Origin of the sequence: Pedobacter kyungheensis, assembly GCF_000812965.1 — a bacterium.
In the GTDB taxonomy this organism is placed as follows: domain Bacteria; phylum Bacteroidota; class Bacteroidia; order Sphingobacteriales; family Sphingobacteriaceae; genus Pedobacter; species Pedobacter kyungheensis.
This window is the reverse complement of record NZ_JSYN01000042.1, coordinates 40,721-61,072: the sequence shown is the minus strand read 5'-3', so window position 1 is coordinate 61,072 and position 20,352 is coordinate 40,721. Positions and strand designations below refer to the sequence as shown.

Sequence of the window (20,352 nt, the reverse complement as noted above, 5' to 3'; positions counted from 1 at the left end):
AATCCGGCAGTAAGATGGATTAAACCGAAAAGTCCTGAGGAAAATGGATTTGGATCCGAAGTGTATATTTGTTCAGAGGGAAAGGAACTTAGATGTGCATCATCCGGTAATCAAATTGGTGGCCAGTTTGGCCCGAAACAGAGGGGTCACTTTCACCGAAATACACACTGTTGGCTTACGCCTAATTCGACAGCAAGATAATCCTGCTTGATACCACGTATTTCCCTGATACGGCTGATCTTTCTGCCGATGTGTACTTTGTTAGATTTTGTAGGCGTTTCCATAAAGCAAATATAATAAATTCCCAAGATAGTAATGAACCAATGTATTGTGGTAAGGTACCACTTTAATTGGTAGGTTACGGCATTGCCGTACCGCATTTTTGATCTCAGAAATCAAAAATGTCACGATTATGGAAACACAATTCTCGCAATCTGGTCAGTTCCAGAAAGAAAACTTTTCGGCTTTTATCAAAGAGCTGGTTCAAAAATTTACGCCCGAGCAAATCTATAGCTTTGGCAAAAATATTGATTTAAAAGTCAATAACGGTTGTTTTGTAGAGAACCACAATATAGAAAACTATCATTATTTTTTGTTGATGGTCACCGAAAGCGTTACCAGAATTGAACACGAGGTGCAGGACTTTGCCAATAATCACTATCCTTTCGGCAAGATCACCATATTGGCTCATGGGCAACAAACCATTGCAGAGGCAATAAAGGCCAATAACAGGTTTTTCATCACCATTTATAACAATGGTAAAATTCTCTATAGTCGGGATGGTATGGTACAACCCTTCCAGACTACAAGTTTGATACCTACACAGGGAGCGGTAAAAGCCCAAAAACATTATAATCACCGCTTTCCATTGGCAACAGGATTTTTAAAAAGTGCAAAAGAATGCCTGACGAACCTACATTACAATCTAAGTGCATTCATGGCACATCAGGTTGTAGAACAATGCTGTATTGCTTTGATAAGGGTTCATCTGGCTTACCGTTCTGATATACACAACCTATATAGACAGCTTCGGTTGTGCGATAGCTTTTCTCCGGCACCATCAAGGCTATTCTTATCGGGCAGTGAAGAGGATAAAAGGCTCTTTGATATTATGGTAAGAAGTTATTCTGCTGCACGTTACAAAGATGATTTTAAGGTTGAACAAGCGGATGCGGAGCAAATATTCACCCGTGTTTCCACCTTTTTAAAGCTTACTGAAATTATGTGCGGTGAAAAGATAAAGTCTCTTGCAATATTTGCAGAATCCTACACACAATTAAAAAAAGAAAGTGAGGAGGGGCATGCTGAATAAAAATATTCCATCGACGAACTTCTTTCGTTTGCCTTTTACGCCAAATACAAGAATACTTACAGAAAATACACTGAACCAATATTCTGAGATCAGAAAACCTAAAAGAGGTTATTTCCCCATTAAAATCAGGAAGATATCTTTCAGCAATGAACTGCTTGTAATAGGTGTAATTCTGGACAAAGAGCTAGAAGAAATGGTTTACATTAAGGTAACCATCTCCGAACTATTGGTGAGTTGCAGCGTCGATACCTATGAAAATTATTTGAGCCGATACGCTTATTTTGCGCTTAACCAACTGATGTACTACCGCACTGAATATGATTTCGAGGACAATTATTGGCCGGGATTCTTTGATCAGGAAACAGGGGTATCTAAATATCTGATGATCCATAAGTCGAAGGATAATTTACATGTGTCGTCAAAAGTGAGGTATAAAGGCCTATATAAACCTGGAAAACAACTCCCCACAGTATCTGCGAAGAAATCGGAACTACGGAAGGCAGTTCCTTCAATTCAGGAACTGCCACCTAGAGAAACACACACAGTGTTGGGTTTCTGTTTGGCAGATAACAACAATGAAAGGTTCCGAACAAATCATTATCCCTTTTTAATTCCTTATATAGGGATTTTGAACAAGGCTAAAACCGAGGTAAGAAGCTTTACGACATACGTGCTTAATGAAATGCAACTTTCTGAAATGGATCTTTCAGACGAACAACAAAACCTTGTTGAGATTTGCATCGATATGAAAAAGATAGCCTTAGTTGCTAACCCGGAATATAAAGAAGACGCTCATAAGCTTGCTGAAAAACAGAACCAGAACCAAAATAATTTCAATCAGCTTTTTGAGCTCTGGCAAAAGGCGCTTCCTTTACTTTCAGGAAGGTTGTACACACACTACAGTTATACATATGGAATGCGTAATGTAAAAGGCAAGCCAAGAAGATCGTATATGACGCCATGCGCCTTTAATAATGAAACACCAGAAATCTATTTTCTATGGAAAGACATGGGTGATTATTATAAACTGGAGCTTCGATTAATGCTTGAAGGAAAAATACATCCGCTACAATATTACTTCAATACCGCTTTTTTTGCTATGCTGAGCCACAGCCCGAGAAAATATGTGCTGTTGAACTCTGTTAATGATAGCCAACTACTCAGTTATTTTCAGCAAAGCCAATTTCAACTCTTAGTACTAAAAAAACACTACGACGGTGATTTTAAAGATTTTGTAGATCAATTAAGAATGGTATATCGTTTCATCAATAAATAGAATGTTATGGAAGAAATTTTAAAGGCTTTAAATTATCAACCTGTTGATATTTCCGATGAAGATCTTGATAATCCTGTGCCGTCAATTACTTATTTTTTCGTGAACCATCCGATTCACGAATCCCGTACTAAGCTTTGGAAGTTATACGAGGGGTGGATTCATTTCGCTGCTGAATCTCCTGAAGGCGAGGAACTAACAGATATGTTATTTTTTTATAATCAATTGGTGGAACTGCTGAACCTATGTTATGTATTTACCACAAAAAAAATTGAATTAAATAAATAGCATATTGTTGCTACTATTGCTATAATTTCTAAAATGATTAATTAGTAGATGAAATGATGAATATGGAAAATTGCTTTTTAACAGCAATAAGTAATTAGCAATAGTGAGTTGTATTGGTTTTATTCATTTAGAAAGCGAGCGTAATGATATCATGTCAATATTCCAGTGCCTATTGGAAATATATAGATAGTAAAGCTTTTAGAGTTGTTTTTCTGTTTGCGCATAAGCCACCATCTTAGCCGGTTCCGCTTCAACGAATTCCTTTAGGTTCTGAGTTAAACTTAGAAAATTAAAAAATAGGGAATAATATTCACTCAAGTCAACATAGTCAGAGATTGGTCGTTGCTCTTCTATAAGTTTGCCTAAAGTTTCAATTACTCCGCCTTCTTTATCATAGGTAGGCTTAATAATATAGAAGTTCTCAAGCTCTCCAGTAAAGATGAATAAATTCTGATCACGGCATTCGATTAGGAAGTCCGAAACTTCTTTGATAAGATCTTCCCCTTCAATCTGTTCAATTGATTTATATTTGGATTTGCTATTTATTTTTGATTTTAGCTTATTAAGCTTATCAGAATGTTTTTTTTCAAATTTTAAGTTGGTAAAATATTCATTCAGACCATCCCGTAAAAAGTCAAAATCAGCGGTGGTAATAAATTTTATCTCTAGCTCGTTAAGGATTTCAGCATATTTCCATAACTCATGTTTACCACCACAGTTAATTATAGAGATATTGAAATCATTTATCCAATCTTCACTTATTGAAACAATTTCATAATCTTCAGTCAGAAATTTATTACTTCTCGCAAAACAACGTGCAGCCTCCTCTATAAAATATTTGTCTGCACCTTCAGTTAAGATAACAGAATCAGCGAAAAATAGTTCAGCATTCTGCTTCTTAATTAAAATTTGTTTACGTTTTGGTGTATTAAAATAGATGTTCTTGGCAGTAGTTGAAGTATTTATTTTCTGGACACAGATTATATTTTGCGATTCATATATGTTTGATAAAAACTCTGAAGTATGTGTTGTAAGGATGACTTGATTTTTTCCTCCATCTACGAATCGTGAAAGCCTATTGGAGATCACCCGTCGACCATGTGGGTGAAGATATAATTCAGGTTCCTCAACAGCGAGAAGGGAGCTTCCAGTATGTACGATATTTCTAACATAAAAATCATATAAACTAATGGTCACAGCGCTTTGTATACCTGCACCTTTATCTTTAAGTTCACTATCAAAGCCATCATTTACATATATTAAGGTACTTTTATGGATATCTTGTTTTGAATTTGGATTGAACTGAAAGGATATTGACGTGTTTGGAAAGGCAATTTCTATCTCCTTTTCTGAAATTTTGTCTTTTAGTTGCCGGAACAATCCATCTGAAGCATCTTTCACTGAATCGAAAGCAGCATTTAATTCTACACTATCGGTCTTTACGTAGGCTTTTAATAATTTTCCAAACCAAGAATACGAACTGATTCTAAGCTGATCCTTTGGGTCTCTGAAGGCTGGAATGATCGCACTCTGAATAATGCAGTTTCGAAGGTTGCAATTAAATCCTATTATCCAATCACTATTTCGGTTTTCACGATATAGGAATACTAGTTCTTTTTTAAGAACATCTTCTTTTGTCTTATACGCCAAAAATGCCAGTGCGAAATTTTCCTTATCTACAAATTCCTGTTCAAAACCCCAGCCTTTGCAGTATGTTTTTCCGCCAATCCATTTTTTAAAATATCCGCCCCCGTCAATTTCCGCCTGGCCAGCTTCAGTGGTAAATTTGAACAAAGCTAATTTTTCACCTTTCGCAAAATCAGTTATTTTGACTCTCAACTGATCTGATTGTTCCTTATCATGGTACATTCGAAAGAACGTTGATTTCAATACTTCGGTATAATTAATGCTTTCTAGCACTCCATTGTTATTTTCTCTCTGTATTTCGCACCAAATAAAAATGGGTTTATTTAGTTGACCATAAAAATCATTTTCAGAAATATTGTCAGACTTAGAATAAGTAGGTGAGTATTCGCCTAAAACCAAATCAATAGCCTTCAGTATGTTACTTTTTCCACTATTGTTTCTGCCAACAATTACATTTTTTCCCCGTTCAAATTTCAAATCTGTTTTTTGTATAGACCGGTAGTTTTCTATGTATAATCTTGAGAGGTACATTTAGAGTTGGTATAGTATTTAATTTATGTTGAATAAAATTACACATAAAAACCTGCTTTCCAATTAACTATATTATTTCAATAACACAGCAATTAATTCATCTACCTACATTTCTTACTCATTTCGTTATAAACTGATAATCCCCCGCTCATTTGCGGCCTGCGGAACGGCTCCGCTCTTGGCCGTTGCTGTTCCCGCTTTGGGCATATACGGAGAAGACAGTAACAGAAAACTACAGTTCGTCGGGTTTGAACCCAATTCGTTTCCTTTTCGTCGTTGGCCGTTCCTGTTTTTCCAGCAGTTCGTCTAAGTAGCGGAAAACAATCTCCATGTTTTTGTCTTGGTTATCCAGTTTTCCTTTAATCCTCTCAATTTCCAGCCTGATCTCTGTATTCTCAGACAGCACATGGCGCATTTTGGTAAAAATGCGGATGATCTGGATATTTACCTCAATAGCCCTTGTACTGTTTAGCACACTGGAAAGCATTGCCACGCCCTGTTCGGTAAAGGCCATGATGTTATATTTCGAGTGCGCCCCGTGTCTTAAGGTGCCAAATTGGCTCCTTAAGATTTTCTGTTCCTCCGTATTCAACTCAAACATGAAATCTTCGGGGAAACGTTCCACATTCCTTTTTACCTGCCGCTTTAGCTGTTTGGTTTCCACTCCATATAGTTCAGCTAGATCGGAATCCAACATCACTTTATGTCCTCTTATTATATAAATCTGGTTCATAACCAGTTCATCAGAAATTTTGATCTTTGTTTCCATTATTTTATCGTGTATTTAAAAGCGGTCGGCACATGAGCTGCCGACCGAAATGATTAAATTGAGGCGAATATTTGTCTTAAAGGTGCCATGTCACTGCTTACCCTTTCATCCAGCATTTTTGCATAAAGTTGGGTGGTGCGGATATTAGTATGACCCATCATTTTTGATACGCTTTCAATAGGTACGCCGTTCAGCAGGGTAACTGTAGTGGCAAAAGTACGCTTGGCGATCCGGTTGCCCAGTGTTTTTACGATGCCCGACAGGGCGGCAATCTCCACCAGATACTCGTTCATTTTTTGATTGCTGGAAATCGGCAGCGCCCTGTTCTGATTGACACAGAAAGGGTGATCTTTATACCTTTCCAGAATATCCGCGGCTACTGGGATAAGCGGGACAGCTAGAGGCGTACCTGTTTTTTTGCGATAGCTAAACAGCCACTTTTCCCCGTCAATACCTATACGTATGTCAGTTTGTTTGAGTTTTTGCACATCGGCATAAGACAGCCCCGTGTAACAGCTAAACAGGAAGAAGTCCCGAACTTGTGTAAGTCTTGCGGTACTGTATTTTTTGCCAGCAATGTTTTGCAGTTCTTCCGCAGTAAGGTACTCCCTTTGTACAAGCTTTGATTTCAGCTTATAACCAAAGAAGGGATCAGTGATGATCCATTTGTTCCTAAGACATATACGTACGATTTTCCCGAGATTTTTAAGGTGCTTACTTGCGGTATTGGTATCATTATCCTTCGAGGTGTGCAGGTAGAAATCGAAACCATCAATAAACTCATGGTCTATATTTCGGACGTTGAGGTCACCTGTTTGATATTTGAATAAAAGATATTCTTTAACGTGCTTTTCAAGCACCTTAAACCGTCTCAAAGTGCCTTCCGCATAATCTTCCTTTTCTACAAGTGCGGCCATGTTTTTATTATGGATTTTAATGGCCTCCATAATGGTGTGTGCTTTTTCTGCCTTGTCCAGATACTTGCATTTAACCCCTTCAGCGGATATCTCTGCATCTTCTACGCATAAAGCAGTATGGGCAGCAGTAACGCCCGCTTTCATTTTGTCGAGATAGGAATTTAAGGTTTTGGCATCTTCTTTTGTGCCTATCATGTGACCCGCTTTGGTGTTCCACAATTCCGGTTCACATTTTCTACTGGCGGACATTTCCACAGGTTTTCCGTCAACGGTAATCCTTAAATAAACAGGAACAGCACCTTTAAGATAGTTTTTTGGTTTCTTCAGGTAGAAGAGCAGACTGAAATTAGTTTTCATAATCGACTGATTTAAAGTTAACAAAGTTAGCCTTGCAGTCTAATCGTATCAAGTCGTTCAGTGATTGAACTTCCTGTAAGTCAGAAGCTTACATCGTTTTTAGTGAGTATACCAACCTGTAAAACTACTCACCGAATCACTCACTTTTTTTATGCGATTTATTGCATATTTTGGGTTTTCCGGTAAAACAAAAAAGCTTGCAATCATTTAATTTGCAAGCTTTTACGTAGTTTTGATACTATCTTCTGTGATCCCGCTGGGATTCGAACCCAGGACCACTACATTAAAAGTGTAATGCTCTACCAGCTGAGCTACGGAATCTTCTTTATTTAAAACGTTATCCGTTTCCTTTAAAGTGGTGCAAATATAGGGTTCTAACCTATTTCCTGCAAATAAAAAATCGTTAAAACTGCTAACTGTATTGATTTATAGGTGAATTAATTATTTACCTTCTCTTTTTTAAATAGAATTGATATTTTTATCGCTCAATATTTAATTCCCAACATGCACAAATCTTTCCGTTTACTCTTTTTCCTGCCTTCGCTCTGCTTATTTTCCTGCCAGTCCAATTCATCTGATGAAGCGGCACAGGCCAAACACAAACAAGATTCGCTGGCTTCGTGCGAGAAAAATATGCCCAGCCGTTTCGGCGCAGTAAAAGATACTTCCAGTTTCGCCGGTAAAGCATTGAGTCATGAAGGGATGGTTTTAATTCCTGCTGGTGAGTTTGCAATGGGGGCTGGCGATAAAGAGGGCAGGGAAGACGAATATCCGCAACACCAGGTTAAAGTAGCTTCTTTTTGGATGGATGTTACCGAAGTTACCAATGCCAGTTTTCAGGAATTTGTAAATGCTACGGGTTATGTAACCACCGCCGAGCGCAAACCAGATTGGGAAGAAATGAAGAAGCAGTTGCCTGCCGGAACACCTAAACCACCCGATAGCGTTTTTGTTGCTGCTTCGCTGGTTTTTTATCAACCGAAAAGCGTTACCAGCTTAAACGATGCTTCGCAATGGTGGGCATGGATTAAAGGTGCAGATTGGAAACACCCACATGGGCCTAAAAGCAGTATTAAAGGCAAAGAGAATTATCCTGTGGTACATATTTCCTGGGATGATGCCATGGCTTACTGCAAATGGTCGGGTAAGCGCTTACCCACAGAAGCCGAATGGGAATTTGCAGCCCGTGGAGGTTTAAAAAATGAAAAATACCCATGGGGTAACGAAGACATAGAAAAAGGCAAGCCTAAAGCCAATACCTGGCAGGGGAGTTTCCCGGTAAAAAATACCGATTGGGATGGTTACAATGGCCTTGCAGCGGTAAAACGCTTTAAAGCCAATGGATATGGTCTTTACGATATGGCTGGTAATGTTTGGGAGTGGTGCAGCGATTGGTACCGCCCGGATTATTATGCCAAACTTTCGGGGATTACCGATAACCCAAAAGGACCAGCCGATAGTTACGACCCGATGGAGCCAACGGTTCCAAAGCGCGTGGTTAGGGGAGGTTCGTTTATGTGTAATGCTTCTTATTGCAAAGGTTACCGGGTAACTTCCAGGATGAAAACTTCAGCAGATACCGGGCTTGAGCATACCGGTTTCAGGTGTGTAAGCTCCAATTAAGCTGAAGCTTGTTAAATTGAAAATCACGCAAACGTTTGTTATCTAAATTATTGAATTATTTGTTTAGTTTGGCACAATCAAATTAAACCGAACCGAATATTTATGCAACAAACAACAAAACCAGGCCAAACGCAGGGGCCAAAACCGCTCATTATTATATGTGCCTTATTCTTTATTTTTGGCTTTGTAACCTGGGCAAACGGAACCTTAATTCCTTTCTTTAAGTTATCTTTTGGCTTATCCAATTTACAGGCATTCTTTGTAACCTTTGCCTCGTATATGGCTTACTTCTTTTTAGCCTTACCATCATCGTGGATACTTAAAAAAGTAGGTTTTAAAAACGGAATTGTTTTAGGTTTGGTTATTTTGGGCTTAGGTTCACTAATCTTTATACCGGCAGCTCAAACCCGTACTTTCGGTCTTTTCTTAACCGGTATTTTTGTTCAGGGAGCGGCTTTAGCTTTGCTTCAAACGGCTTCTAACCCATATTTAACCATTATTGGCCCAATAGAAAGTGCTGCAAAAAGGATCAGCATGGCGGGTATCTGCAATAAATTTGCAGGTATGATTGTGCCTTTGATTATGGGTAGTCTGTTCTTGAAAAATGCTTCGGAGGTTGAAAAACAGATCCAGGCTGCAACAGGTGCAGCACACGAACAGTTATTGAACGAGGTTTTAGGCCGTGTTAACATGCCTTATATTGTACTGGCCATTGTTTTTTGTCTTTTTGCTGTAGTAATTAAATTTACCGATTTACCTGAAGTAGAGGTTGAAGAAGATGTGGTTGACGAAACCAAAGGCGAAGTGGTAAAGCACAAAAGCATTTTCCAGTTTCCACACTTGTTTTTAGGTGCCCTGTGTATTTTTGTATATGTAGGTGCTGAGGTAATGGCCGGAGATATTATCGGGATTTACGGTCGTGAGTTAGGGATTAGCCCCGAAATCAGCGGAAAATTAACATCTATTACCCTTTTTAGTATGTTAATCGGTTATATTGTAGGGATTATTGCCATTCCAAAATACATTTCACAGCAAAAAGCATTGCGGATTTGTGCTATTTTAGGTATCGCCTTTGCCATTTTATCTTTCGCGATATCTACCTGGTTCGCCGTTATCTTTGTGGCACTGCTAGGTTTGGCTAACTCGTTAATGTGGCCGGCAATTTTCCCGCTAGGCATTAGCCATTTGGGTAAATTTACCAAAATAGGTTCGGCTATTATGATTATGGGTATTGCAGGTGGGGCTTTAATGCCTTTATTATATGCTTTCCTGAATGAAAAATTACATATTCACTTTCAGCTGGCTTATCTTTTAACGGTATTGCCTTGTTATTTGTATATTCTTTATTTCGCAATAAAAGGACATAAAGCCGGATTAAATATAAAATAACCCAAACCAAATAAATTTTATGAGAAGCCCGGTCTGAGAAGATTGGGCTTTCTTTTGTCCTTTATTTTCAGTTATTTTGCCCAAATTATAACAGTATCAGGCCTTATTTCAAACCTTGATACTCAAATCTTGATACTAAAACTAAATCCCGATACTAAAACCAATAATGAATAAAGCTATTTTTCTCGACCGTGACGGCGTGCTTAACCACGAAATACACGATTACATTACACGCGTTGAAGATTTTAAAATCCTTGATTATCAGATTCCGGTATTAAAACGCTTTTTTGACGAAGGTTACCTTTTAATAGTGATCACCAATCAGGGTGGTATTGCCTTAAAGCGCTACAGCGAGCAGGAGCTGGCCATTATGCACCAGATGTTGCGCAATGCTTTTGTAGCTAAAGGAGCCGATATTGCAGGTTTCTACTATTGCCCGCATCACCCAACGGTAGGTGGCGAATGCAAATGCCGTAAACCAGCTTCAGGTATGATTCTGGATGCTATCGATATGTACGATATTGACCCAAAACAATCGGTTATGATTGGCGATAAACCACGTGATGTAGAAGCCGCTAATGGAGCAGGAGTGAAGGGCATTCTGATTGAACCGGATGAGCAGATTAATTACGAGCAGGTTAAAGAAGTCCTTAGTCGTGAGTCTTTGGTTTAGTTTGGAGTTTTAGGTTGGGAGTTTGGAACAGCCTAATCCTTATATATTCATTTAATAACGAAAAAGTCCTGAGCTTTAAGTCGAAAACCGACTCAAGACTCAGGACTTTATTTTTAGGGTATGGGTTTTGACTCTGAACTCAGATCTCCAGACTCCAAACTTATTTACCTGCCGCTTTAGCGTGATCGGCTAAGAAAGTAGCTAAACCAGTATCAGTTAACGGGTGTTTTAATAAACCTACAATTGCAGCTAAAGGAGCTGTAATTACATCGGCACCTAATTTAGCGCAGTTTACAATGTGCAATGGTCCGCGGATTGATGCTGCCAAGATTTGTGTTTCGTAACCGTAGTTATCAAAAATAGTTCTGATATCTTCGATTAAAACCAAGCCGTCGCTCGAAATATCATCTAAACGACCTAAGAAAGGAGATACATAAGTTGCTCCGGCTTTTGCAGCCAATAAAGCCTGACCAGCAGAGAAAATTAAAGTACAGTTGGTTTTAATTCCTTTTGATGAGAAATATTTGATGGCTTTAACACCGTCTTTAATCATCGGAACTTTAACCACAATTTTAGGGTTTAAAGCTGCTAATGCTTCACCTTCTTTGATGATTTCTTCGAAAGTGGTCGAAATAACTTCAGCACTTACGTTATCATCAACGATATCGCAGATAGCTTTGTAGTGGTTAATTACATTTTCATCGCCGGTAATACCTTCTTTAGCCATTAAGCTAGGGTTGGTAGTTACGCCATCTAAAATGCCAAGATCTTGCGCTTCTTTGATTTGATCAAGATTCGCGGTGTCAATAAAAAATTTCATGTTTATAAATTCTTAAAGTGATTATTAGGTTCTGCTGTTAGAAGCCCTGAAGAATTTAGTATCCCCCCTTCAGGGGATTAAGGGGGTAAAAAAAGGGCAAGCACCTTCTATCGCACCGCTACAACCTTCTACCCTTGCTATGTTCCCATCCTGGGGGAGTTCAAAGGGAGCTGGTCGTAAAAGACTTGCCCGGCCACAAAGGTAGAAAAAGAAGTTGTTTTGCAAAACCCATTTCTTTAATTTTTTGTAGATTATTGCTATCTGACTGATTAGTAAATTAATAAAATTTAAATGCGTACTTTTAAGTAAGCGATATAAAAGCGGAAATATGGGCAAAGCATCCTAATTGTTTATATATAAGTGTTGTTTTTATATATGAAGTATTAATTAAATCGTTTTAGGATTAATTTTATCAAAAAAAGCCTATTTATTGTACAATCTTATCATTATTATATTTGTAATTATATATAGTTTAAATTATAAATATTTTAATTTAAATCCTTTTAATTGAATAAGGGATAAAATTTTTCAAAAAATTATGTCAACTCTGTAATTTACCGGAAATTTTTTATATCTTAGTGTTTCCTATACACTAACAACTAACGAGCAAAGAATGGAACCAAACAGTGGATTGTACGATGCGCAATTTGAACACGATGCCTGCGGTATTGGGTTCGTTGCACATGTGAAAGGGCGAAAATCGCATCAAATCATCTCCGATGCACTTACTATTTTAGAGAATCTAGACCATAGAGGGGCAAGTGGAGCAGAACCGAATACCGGCGACGGCGCTGGGATTATGATTCAGATTCCTCACGAATTTTTTTATGATGAATGTTTAAAAGCTGGCTTTAGCTTACCAGAAACCAATAACTATGGTGTGGGTATGTTATTTATGCCAAAAGATATCAGATCAAGAGAAGAGTGCAGAGAGCTGATTTACCGTGCTGCAGAAAAACTTGGCCTGGAGATTTTAGGTTTCAGAAAGGTTGATGTAAATACAACAGATATAGGTAGCATGGCGCTTTCTGTTGAGCCGGAAATAGAGCAGGTATTTATTGCCCGTCCGTATGATGTGGCGCCAGGTGCAGATTTTGAGCGTAAGCTTTATATTTTCAAGAATTACCTGATTAAGCTGATTGTGAATACCGTACATGGCGGTAAAGATTTTTATATTGTTTCGTTATCTGCGCAAACTATTATATATAAAGGTCAGCTTACTTCTTTGCAAGTTCGTACTTATTTTAGTGATTTAAGCGATAAACGTGTGGTTTCGGCCTTAGGTTTGGTGCACTCACGTTTCGCAACCAATACATTCCCGTCGTGGAGACTGGCACAACCTTTCCGTTTTATCGCACATAACGGAGAGATTAATACCTTACAAGGAAATTTAAACTGGTTCAGGGCAGGTGTTAAATCACTGGCTTCTTCGCATTTTACGCCTGAAGAGCTGGATATGCTTTTACCTGTTATTGATGAAACCAACTCTGATTCTGGTTGTTTGGATAACGTAATCGAATTGTTATTTCACGCTGGCAGAACCTTGCCTCATGTTTTAATGATGTTAGTGCCTGAAGCATGGGATGGTAACGATGATATGGATCCGGTTAAAAAAGCCTTCTACGAATTCCACGCAACATTAATGGAGCCATGGGATGGACCAGCGGCAATTGCTTTTACCGATGGTAAATTAATTGGAGCTACTTTAGATCGTAACGGTTTACGTCCTTCCCGTTACGCCATCACTTCTGATGACCGTGTAATTATGGGTTCTGAGGCTGGTGCATTAGCTATTGATCAAAGTACCATTATCGAAAAAGGCCGTTTAACTCCTGGTAAAATGTTCGTAGTGGATATGGAGCAGGGGCGCATCATCAGTGATGAGGAAATTAAAACACAGGTTTGCGGCGGAAGTCCGTATGCAGACTGGATTAATCAATATCAGATCCGTTTAGAAGAGTTGCCCGAGCCGCGTTTAATGTTTACCGGCTTATCGGCAGAGTCTATTTTTAAATATCAGCAGGTTTTTGGTTACAGCAGGGAAGATGTAGATCTTTTGCTTAAACCAATGGCTATTGAAGGTAAAGAGCCTATTGGTTCGATGGGTACCGATACGCCGCTTGCTATTTTATCACAACGTCCGCAACATTTATCGTCATACTTTAAGCAGCTTTTTGCTCAGGTTACCAATCCGCCTATCGATCCGATTAGGGAAAAAGTAGTAATGAGTTTAGCTAGTTTTATGGGTAGCAATGGTAACTTGTTAGATGAGAACCCTCGTCAGGCACACTGTGTAGCCATTAAACACCCAATTTTAACCAATCAGGAATTAGAAAAACTGAGAAGTATCGATACCGGTGTTTTCCAGGCTAAAACTTTACAAACTTATTTCAGGGCTGATGGCAAGCCGGGTGCTATGTCGAAAGCTTTAGACCGCTTATGTCGTTATGCTGTTGATGCAGTTGAAGATGGTTTCCAGGTAATTGTATTAAGCGACAGGGCTATCGATTCTGAGCATGCTGCAATGCCTTCGTTGTTAGCAGTTTCTGCGGTACACCATCACTTAATCCGTAAAGGTTACCGTGGTGCTGTGGGTATCGTTATCGAGGCTGGTGACATTTGGGAAGTACACCATTTTGCTACTTTATTGGGCTTTGGTGTTACTGCAATTAACCCTTATCTGGCATTAGAAACCATCGGCGGTTTCCAGGAAGAATCGGGCTTATCTGCAGAGCAACTGACTAAAAATTATATCTACGCCGTAAACAGTGGTTTGTTAAAAATCTTCTCTAAAATGGGAATCTCAACCTTGCAATCATACCAGGGTGCGCAGATTTTCGAAATTTTAGGTTTAAACAAACAGGTAGTTAATACTTATTTCACTGGTGCGGTTTCGCGTATTGGTGGTTTAGGTTTAGATGAAATTGCAAAAGAAACCTTAATTAAACATCACCGCAGTTTTGGTCCTGCAACGCAGACCGAAAATTTATTGCCTGCCGGTGGTACCTATAAATACCGTCGCAGAGGTGAAGCGCATTTGTTTAATCCGCAAACCATCCACTTGTTGCAAAATGCAACGCGTAAAAATGATTACAACATTTTTAAACAATATTCTAAACTGGTAAATGAGCAAACACAACAGGCTTATACCATCAGAGGTTTGTTTGAGTTTAATTATAGCCGTCCGGCGGTTCCTTTAAATGAAGTTGAATCTACTGAGGCAATCTTAAAGAGATTTGCAACAGGGGCAATGTCGTTCGGATCGATCTCGCACGAGGCACACTCTACTTTAGCTATTGCCATGAACCGCATTGGCGGAAAGAGCAATACAGGTGAGGGTGGTGAAGATGAGATGCGTTATACTAAATTGCCAAATGGCGATAGTATGCGTTCGGCTATTAAACAAGTAGCATCTGCCCGTTTTGGGGTAACTAGTTATTACTTAACCAATGCTGATGAGTTGCAGATTAAAATGGCTCAGGGTGCAAAACCGGGTGAAGGTGGTCAGTTACCTGGTCACAAGGTAGACGACTGGATTGCAAAAGTTCGTCACTCTACCCCAGGTGTAGGTTTAATTTCGCCTCCTCCACACCACGATATTTACTCGATTGAGGATTTAGCCCAGTTAATTTACGACCTGAAAAATGCCAACCGGGCAGCCAGGATCAACGTTAAACTGGTGTCTAAAGCAGGTGTTGGTACAATTGCAGCGGGTGTGGCTAAAGCACACGCTGATGTAATTCTGGTATCAGGTTTTGATGGTGGTACTGGTGCTTCGCCGTTAACCTCTATCCAGCACGCTGGTTTACCTTGGGAACTTGGTTTGGCAGAAGCACACCAGACTTTGGTTAAAAACAAATTACGTAACCGGATCATTTTGCAAACAGATGGTCAGCTAAAAACAGGTAGAGATATTGCTATTGCAGCATTACTAGGAGCTGAAGAGTGGGGTGTAGCTACTGCTGCATTGGTTACTTCTGGCTGTATCATGATGCGTAAATGCCACCTGAACACTTGTCCGGTTGGTGTAGCTACGCAGGATCCTGAATTAAGGAAATTATTTACCGGTGATGCAGATCACGTTGTAAACCTATTCTATTTTCTTGCTGAGGAGTTACGTGAGATTATGGCTGAATTAGGTTTCAGAACCATTCACGAAATGATTGGTCAGGCTGATATTTTAAAGGTACGTGAATTGCCTGCAAGCGACTGGAAATTGAAACACCTTGATTTGTCGCCTATTTTATTTAAAGCAGAAGAAAATGGCTTGCCTTTATTTAATACTGAAGCGCAGGATCATGGCTTGGATCACGTTTTAGATCATAAACTAATCGCCGCTGCACAATCGGCTATTGATAATAACGAACCTGTTTTTGCAAGTTTCGAAGTTAAAAATACCGACCGTTCTTTAGGTACCATGTTATCTAACGAAATCTCTAAAGTACATTTAAGCGCAGGTTTGCCGCCTGATACCATTAACTTTAAGTTTGTAGGTTCTGCCGGACAAAGTTTTGGTGCATTCAGTACCCGTGGGGTTACTTTATCGCTTGAAGGTGAGGCTAACGATTACGTAGGTAAAGGATTATCGGGTGCGAGATTAGCAGTTTATCCTTTCGCTAATTCGACTTTTGTACCTGAGCAAAATATCATTATTGGTAACGTTGCGCTTTATGGTGCTACTTCGGGCGAGTTGTTTGCACGTGGTAAAGCTGGTGAACGTTTTGCTGTACGTAACTCTGGTGCAACCGCCGTTGTAGAAGGAGTTGGCGATCACGGTTGCGAGTACATGACTGGTGGTGAGGTGTTAATTCTTGGTGATACCGGAAGTAACTTTGCTGCAGGTATGAGCGGTGGTGTAGCGTGGATTTACGATGCAAACGGAACTTTTGCCCGCAAATGCAATAAAGAAATGGTTGATTTAGATCCGTTACAAGCTGAAGATGAAGAGCGTATTTTAGCTTTACTTAAGTCGCATATTCGCTTAACAGACAGTAAAGTAGCTGAGTTTATCTTAAGCGATTGGAAAACACAATCAGCGCATTTTGTAAAAGTATTCCCTAAAGAATACAAAGCAGTTTTAGCAAAACGTAACCAACAAGTAAAAACACACTAAGCCATGGGAAAAGTAACAGGATTTCAAGAATACGATAGAGTTGCGCCCACAAGAGAAGAGGCTGTAACGCGTGTAAAACACTATGGGGAATTTTTAAATGAATTACCCGCACAAGAATTAAACAACCAGGCTGCACGCTGCATGGATTGCGGCGTACCTTTTTGCCAATCGGGTTGCCCGCTGGGTAACGTAATACCTGAATTTAACGATGCCGTTTATCAGGGCAAATGGGAGCAGGCTGCCAACATTTTGTTAAGCACCAACAATTTCCCTGAGTTTACCGGCAGGATTTGTCCGGCACCTTGCGAGTCGGCATGCGTACTGGGTATTAACCGTCCGCCGGTTTCTATTGAGGAAATTGAGAAACACATTATCGAAATTGCTTTCGAAAAAGGATTTATCAAAGCAAAAGCTCCATTAATCAGAACTGGTAAAAAGGTTGCAGTTATTGGTTCAGGTCCGGCAGGATTAGCCGCTGCTGCTCAATTAAATAAGGTTGGTCATGAAGTAACCGTTTTCGAACGTGATGATGCACCAGGTGGTTTATTGAGATACGGTATTCCTGATTTTAAACTTCAGAAAAATGTAGTCGATCGCCGTATCGATTTAATGAAAGAAGAAGGAATTATCTTTAAATGCAATGCCAATGTTGGCGAGAACGTAGAGATTGGTACTTTATTGAGAGATTTTAATGCCATTGTTTTGGCTGGAGGCTCAACCATTCCGCGCGATTTGCCAATTGATGGCCGTTCGGCTAAAGGCGTTCATTTTGCAATGGATTTCTTAAAACAGCAAAATAAGCGTGTGGCTAACCGTAAGGTAGATAGCGAAGATATTATGGCTACCGGTAAAAATGTGATTGTGATTGGTGGTGGTGATACCGGTTCAGATTGTATCGGAACTTCAAACCGTCATGGTGCAAAATCGGTAACCCAGTTCGAAATTATGCCGATGCCGCCACAAACGCGCAGCGAAAATATGCCTTGGCCAACTTATCCGATGTTATTGAAAAATACTTCATCGCATGAGGAAGGTGCGCAAAGAGCATGGTCAGTAAATACCAAAAACTTTATTGCCGACGAAAACGGAAACCTGAAAGCATTAAAGGTGGTAGATGTAGAATGGGAGATTGATGCTAACGGTCGTCCGGTTACTTTTAAAGAAGTTCCTGGATCAGAAAAAGAATTACCTTGCGAATTGGTGCTTCTGGCAATGGGTTTCTTATATCCACAAAAAGAGGGATTAATTGAAAAATTAGGTGTTGAATTAGATAGCCGCGGAAACGTGAAGGCATCTGAGCACACTTATCAAACCAATATTGCTAAGATTTTCGCAGCTGGCGACGTTCGTCGCGGACAATCTTTAGTAGTTTGGGCCATTTCAGAAGGTAGGGAAGCTGCCCGTAAAGTAGATGAATACTTAATGGGAGCAACCAAACTGGCATCGAGAGATGCAATTGCTTATGCTTAGTAGGTTTTAAATTCTATATTTTTAAGGTCGTGGTGCAAACCACGACCTTTTTTGTTTAAAGAGATTGCTGTCGGTTGGTGTCCGCACCAACCGAAATAGTTATTTCTTGCCACGGATGCACAGATTATCACGGAGTGCTATCGATTGGTGTTTTTATCAGGCAAATAGGTGTTAAAAGCTGGTCGGTGAGGACATCTAGCAGTAGACGAAAGGTGTTTTCCGTGCATTCTGAGTCTCCGTGGCTATTGTTTTTATCCTAATTCCATGTTGTGTGACTCACCAAACAAATTGTTAATTTATGCGGTGGTATCTCAGCAAACAATGAACCCCTAAAACAAGCTCAACTGATCATTCTTGGGCGGTTGCTCTTTCCCAAAAACTGTTCTACCACCATATTTCCAGCTGTCTTTTCTTTCCTGTTTAATCACTTTTTCAAAATCCATATTGGGTGTAAAGTCCTTCATCCTATCGGTTGGTGTCCGCACCAACCGAAATAGCATTATTTCTTGCCACGGATGCACAGATTATCACGGAGTGCTATCGATTGGTGTTTTTATCAGGCAAATAGGTGTTAAAAGCTGGTCGGTGAGGGCACCGACCAGTAGGCGAGATAGATAATACTTCCTATGTTTTCAGCACGCAGTGGCCACCATTGTCATCCTATCGGTTGGTGTCTGCACCAACCGAAATAGCATTAATTCCTGCCACGGATGCACAGATTATCACGGAATGTTATCGATTGGTATTTTTATCAGGCAAACAGATGTTGAAAGTTGGTCGGTGAGGACACCGACCAGTAGACTTAGGCGAAATAAAGATATTTTCCGTGTATTCTGGTCTCCGTGGCTATTATTGTTATCTCATCTAAAACAAGCTCAGCTGATCATTCTTCGGCGGTTGCTCTTTTCCAAAAACTGTTCTACCACCATACTTCCAGCTGTCTTTTCTTTCCTGCTCAATCACTTTTTCAAAATCCATATTGGGTGTAAAGTCCTTTTCTGCTTGGCTGGCAATTCGGTGCAAAGATTTTATGGCTTCCTGTTTATCTGTATTTCCAATTTTTGCTTTTTCTACAGCCTGGCGTAAAAAGCCTATCGTTTCATCATAAACATTTACCGGAACAGGAAAAGGGTGACCATCTTTGCCTCCATGTGCAAAAGAAAACCGGGCCGGATCAGTAAAACGGGAGGGGGTACCATAAATAACTTCGCTAACCAAAGCCATTGATTGTAAGGTGCGCGGTCCCATGCCTTCCAATAAAAGTAGCTCTTCAAAATTATCAGGCCTTTTCTCTTGTGCCAGCCACAAAATGCTACCCAATCTTTTTAAATCAACATCTTTGGCTTTTACCTCATGATGATTGGGGAGTACCAGTTTTTGTATTTCGGCCATCATCCTGGAAGGGGTTTCGCTGGTTAAGTCCATCATGGCTTCACGTGTGGGATTTGCCCCGGTGGCGGTGAGGTTTAATATTTTTCCCTGGTTAATGCCACAAATTCCGGTGTGTGGCTCTTCTACAAAAGACTTTAAATTTTCAGAATGCCAATGGTATCGCCTGGCTGTACTGCTAAAATCGCTCATACCTTGCTGCACCACTGCCCAATCGCCCTCACTGCTTAAAATAAAGTTATGCAGGTAAAGCTGAAAACCATCCTGAATTGCAGTATTATCAACTTTTGCACTGAGCTTGCTCGATCTTACCAGCATTTGGCCATCGAGTCCGGTTTTTTCAGCTATGCGCAAAAGCTCGTTAGGTGTTTCTCTGCTTAATTTCCCTTTGCCGCCGCAGATGTAAATGCCCAGCTCTTTAGAAAGCGGATTAATCGCTTTTTTTAAAGCCCCCATAACTGAAGTGGTTATGCCTGATGAATGCCAGTCCATGCCCATTACCGCACCCAGGCTTTGAAACCAAAACGGACTGCTTAAGCGGCGTATCACTTCTGCCTTGCCGTATTCTGCTAAAATAGCTTCGGTAATAGCAAGGCCCAGTTTGGCCATACGCTGCGCCAGCCAGGGCGGAACGTGGCCATAGTGTAAAGGTAAATCTGCGCTTCCTGATCTTTTCAATGCTAACAAATTTAGTAAAAATATTTAAGAAAAGTTGTCGTTTTTGCCACGGATACACAGAAGTCACAGAAATCAAAAACTTCGTTGCCTGCTAAACGATTGG

General features: G+C 39.9%; 14 protein-coding genes, 1 tRNA gene and 1 other RNA gene. 8 read left to right on the top strand and 8 right to left on the bottom strand.

Features of this window, described 5'->3' with window-relative positions; genetic code table 11:
* The first annotated feature begins 412 nt into the window (after positions 1-412).
* From OC25_RS25145 to OC25_RS25135, 3 genes are read left to right on the top strand one after another with little or no spacing between them, the layout of a single operon-like run.
* Complete coding sequence (locus OC25_RS25145) at positions 413-1,312, top strand: HEPN domain-containing protein (protein WP_039482690.1); 900 nt, start codon at positions 413-415, stop codon at positions 1,310-1,312.
* A complete protein-coding gene (locus OC25_RS25140; protein WP_039482687.1) occupies positions 1,302-2,588 on the top strand; it encodes a hypothetical protein in 1,287 nt (428 codons plus the stop codon). Before OC25_RS25145 ends, OC25_RS25140 begins: the two co-directional genes overlap by 11 nt.
* A 6-nt stretch (positions 2,589-2,594) precedes the next feature.
* Entirely contained in the window at positions 2,595-2,873 is a 279-nt protein-coding gene (locus OC25_RS25135) for a hypothetical protein (RefSeq protein WP_039482685.1), read from the top strand.
* A gap of 198 nt (positions 2,874-3,071) precedes the next feature.
* Here OC25_RS25135 and OC25_RS25130 read toward each other — a convergent pair whose 3' ends face one another.
* From OC25_RS25130 to OC25_RS25115, 4 genes are all read right to left on the bottom strand, one after another.
* Positions 3,072-5,051: an ATP-dependent nuclease gene (locus OC25_RS25130; protein WP_039482682.1), complete on the bottom strand. Its 1,980-nt coding sequence runs from the start codon at positions 5,049-5,051 to the stop codon at positions 3,072-3,074.
* 232 nt (positions 5,052-5,283) lie between these two features.
* Entirely contained in the window at positions 5,284-5,820 is a 537-nt protein-coding gene (locus OC25_RS25125) for an ORF6N domain-containing protein (RefSeq protein WP_039482678.1), read from the bottom strand.
* A gap of 53 nt (positions 5,821-5,873) precedes the next feature.
* Complete coding sequence (locus OC25_RS25120; RefSeq protein ID WP_039482673.1) at positions 5,874-7,094, bottom strand: site-specific integrase; 1,221 nt, start codon at positions 7,092-7,094, stop codon at positions 5,874-5,876.
* 248 nt (positions 7,095-7,342) lie between these two features.
* Positions 7,343-7,415 (bottom strand) — tRNA-Lys (locus tag OC25_RS25115).
* A gap of 183 nt (positions 7,416-7,598) precedes the next feature.
* On the opposite strand from OC25_RS25115, the gene OC25_RS25110 reads away from it, so the two are divergent.
* The 3 genes from OC25_RS25110 to OC25_RS25100 all read left to right on the top strand — a co-directional run bounded on the left by OC25_RS25110 (position 7,599) and on the right by OC25_RS25100 (position 10,779).
* Positions 7,599-8,717 (top strand): formylglycine-generating enzyme family protein, encoded by a 1,119-nt coding sequence (locus tag OC25_RS25110; RefSeq protein WP_039482670.1) that lies wholly within the window; start codon positions 7,599-7,601, stop codon positions 8,715-8,717.
* Positions 8,718-8,819: 102 nt separating this feature from the next.
* The gene (locus OC25_RS25105; RefSeq protein WP_052266445.1) at positions 8,820-10,106 is read left to right on the top strand and encodes a sugar MFS transporter; all 1,287 of its coding nucleotides are present in this window, start codon (positions 8,820-8,822) and stop codon (positions 10,104-10,106) included.
* A gap of 166 nt (positions 10,107-10,272) precedes the next feature.
* Positions 10,273-10,779, top strand: coding sequence for a D-glycero-alpha-D-manno-heptose-1,7-bisphosphate 7-phosphatase (locus OC25_RS25100; RefSeq protein ID WP_039482667.1), 507 nt, complete (start codon positions 10,273-10,275; stop codon positions 10,777-10,779).
* A 160-nt stretch (positions 10,780-10,939) separates the two neighbouring features.
* On the opposite strand, the gene fsa is transcribed toward OC25_RS25100, so the two are convergent.
* Together fsa and ffs are read right to left on the bottom strand one after the other, a co-directional pair.
* Positions 10,940-11,599, bottom strand: a complete 660-nt coding sequence (gene fsa / locus OC25_RS25095; protein WP_039482663.1) for a fructose-6-phosphate aldolase — start codon at positions 11,597-11,599, stop codon at positions 10,940-10,942.
* A gap of 91 nt (positions 11,600-11,690) precedes the next feature.
* Positions 11,691-11,790, bottom strand: an RNA gene (gene ffs, locus OC25_RS27730) — signal recognition particle sRNA small type.
* A 422-nt stretch (positions 11,791-12,212) separates the two neighbouring features.
* On the opposite strand from ffs, the gene gltB reads away from it, so the two are divergent.
* On the top strand, positions 12,213-16,712 hold the full coding sequence (gene gltB / locus OC25_RS25090; protein WP_039482660.1) for a glutamate synthase large subunit: 4,500 nt from the start codon (positions 12,213-12,215) through the stop codon (positions 16,710-16,712).
* A 3-nt stretch (positions 16,713-16,715) separates the two neighbouring features.
* A complete protein-coding gene (locus tag OC25_RS25085) occupies positions 16,716-18,182 on the top strand; it encodes a glutamate synthase subunit beta (RefSeq protein ID WP_039482657.1) in 1,467 nt (488 codons plus the stop codon).
* A gap of 329 nt (positions 18,183-18,511) precedes the next feature.
* Here OC25_RS25085 and OC25_RS28475 read toward each other — a convergent pair whose 3' ends face one another.
* On the bottom strand, positions 18,512-18,646 hold the full coding sequence (locus OC25_RS28475) for a hypothetical protein (RefSeq protein ID WP_280740800.1): 135 nt from the start codon (positions 18,644-18,646) through the stop codon (positions 18,512-18,514).
* A 400-nt stretch (positions 18,647-19,046) separates the two neighbouring features.
* Positions 19,047-20,249 carry a DUF763 domain-containing protein gene (locus OC25_RS25080; RefSeq protein WP_039482709.1) on the bottom strand — a complete coding sequence of 401 codons (1,203 nt, stop codon included), beginning with the start codon at positions 20,247-20,249 and terminating at the stop codon, positions 19,047-19,049.
* Positions 20,250-20,352: the final 103 nt, after the last annotated feature.

Bases quoted from the DNA above. Each gene is read 5' to 3' on its own strand.
- OC25_RS25120 (WP_039482673.1), bottom strand. From the start codon at position 7,094: ATGAAAACTAATTTCAGTCTGCTCTTCTACCTGAAGAAACCAAAAAAC.
- fsa (WP_039482663.1), bottom strand. From the start codon at position 11,599: ATGAAATTTTTTATTGACACCGCGAATCTTGATCAAATCAAAGAAGCG.
- OC25_RS25105 (WP_052266445.1), top strand. From the start codon at position 8,820: ATGCAACAAACAACAAAACCAGGCCAAACGCAGGGGCCAAAACCGCTC.
- OC25_RS25140 (WP_039482687.1), top strand. From the start codon at position 1,302: ATGCTGAATAAAAATATTCCATCGACGAACTTCTTTCGTTTGCCTTTT.
- gltB (WP_039482660.1), top strand. From the start codon at position 12,213: ATGGAACCAAACAGTGGATTGTACGATGCGCAATTTGAACACGATGCC.
- OC25_RS25130 (WP_039482682.1), bottom strand. From the start codon at position 5,051: ATGTACCTCTCAAGATTATACATAGAAAACTACCGGTCTATACAAAAA.
- OC25_RS28475 (WP_280740800.1), bottom strand. From the start codon at position 18,646: ATGAAGGACTTTACACCCAATATGGATTTTGAAAAAGTGATTAAACAG.
- OC25_RS25125 (WP_039482678.1), bottom strand. From the start codon at position 5,820: ATGGAAACAAAGATCAAAATTTCTGATGAACTGGTTATGAACCAGATT.
- OC25_RS25110 (WP_039482670.1), top strand. From the start codon at position 7,599: ATGCACAAATCTTTCCGTTTACTCTTTTTCCTGCCTTCGCTCTGCTTA.
- OC25_RS25100 (WP_039482667.1), top strand. From the start codon at position 10,273: ATGAATAAAGCTATTTTTCTCGACCGTGACGGCGTGCTTAACCACGAA.
- OC25_RS25145 (WP_039482690.1), top strand. From the start codon at position 413: ATGGAAACACAATTCTCGCAATCTGGTCAGTTCCAGAAAGAAAACTTT.
- OC25_RS25085 (WP_039482657.1), top strand. From the start codon at position 16,716: ATGGGAAAAGTAACAGGATTTCAAGAATACGATAGAGTTGCGCCCACA.
- OC25_RS25135 (WP_039482685.1), top strand. From the start codon at position 2,595: ATGGAAGAAATTTTAAAGGCTTTAAATTATCAACCTGTTGATATTTCC.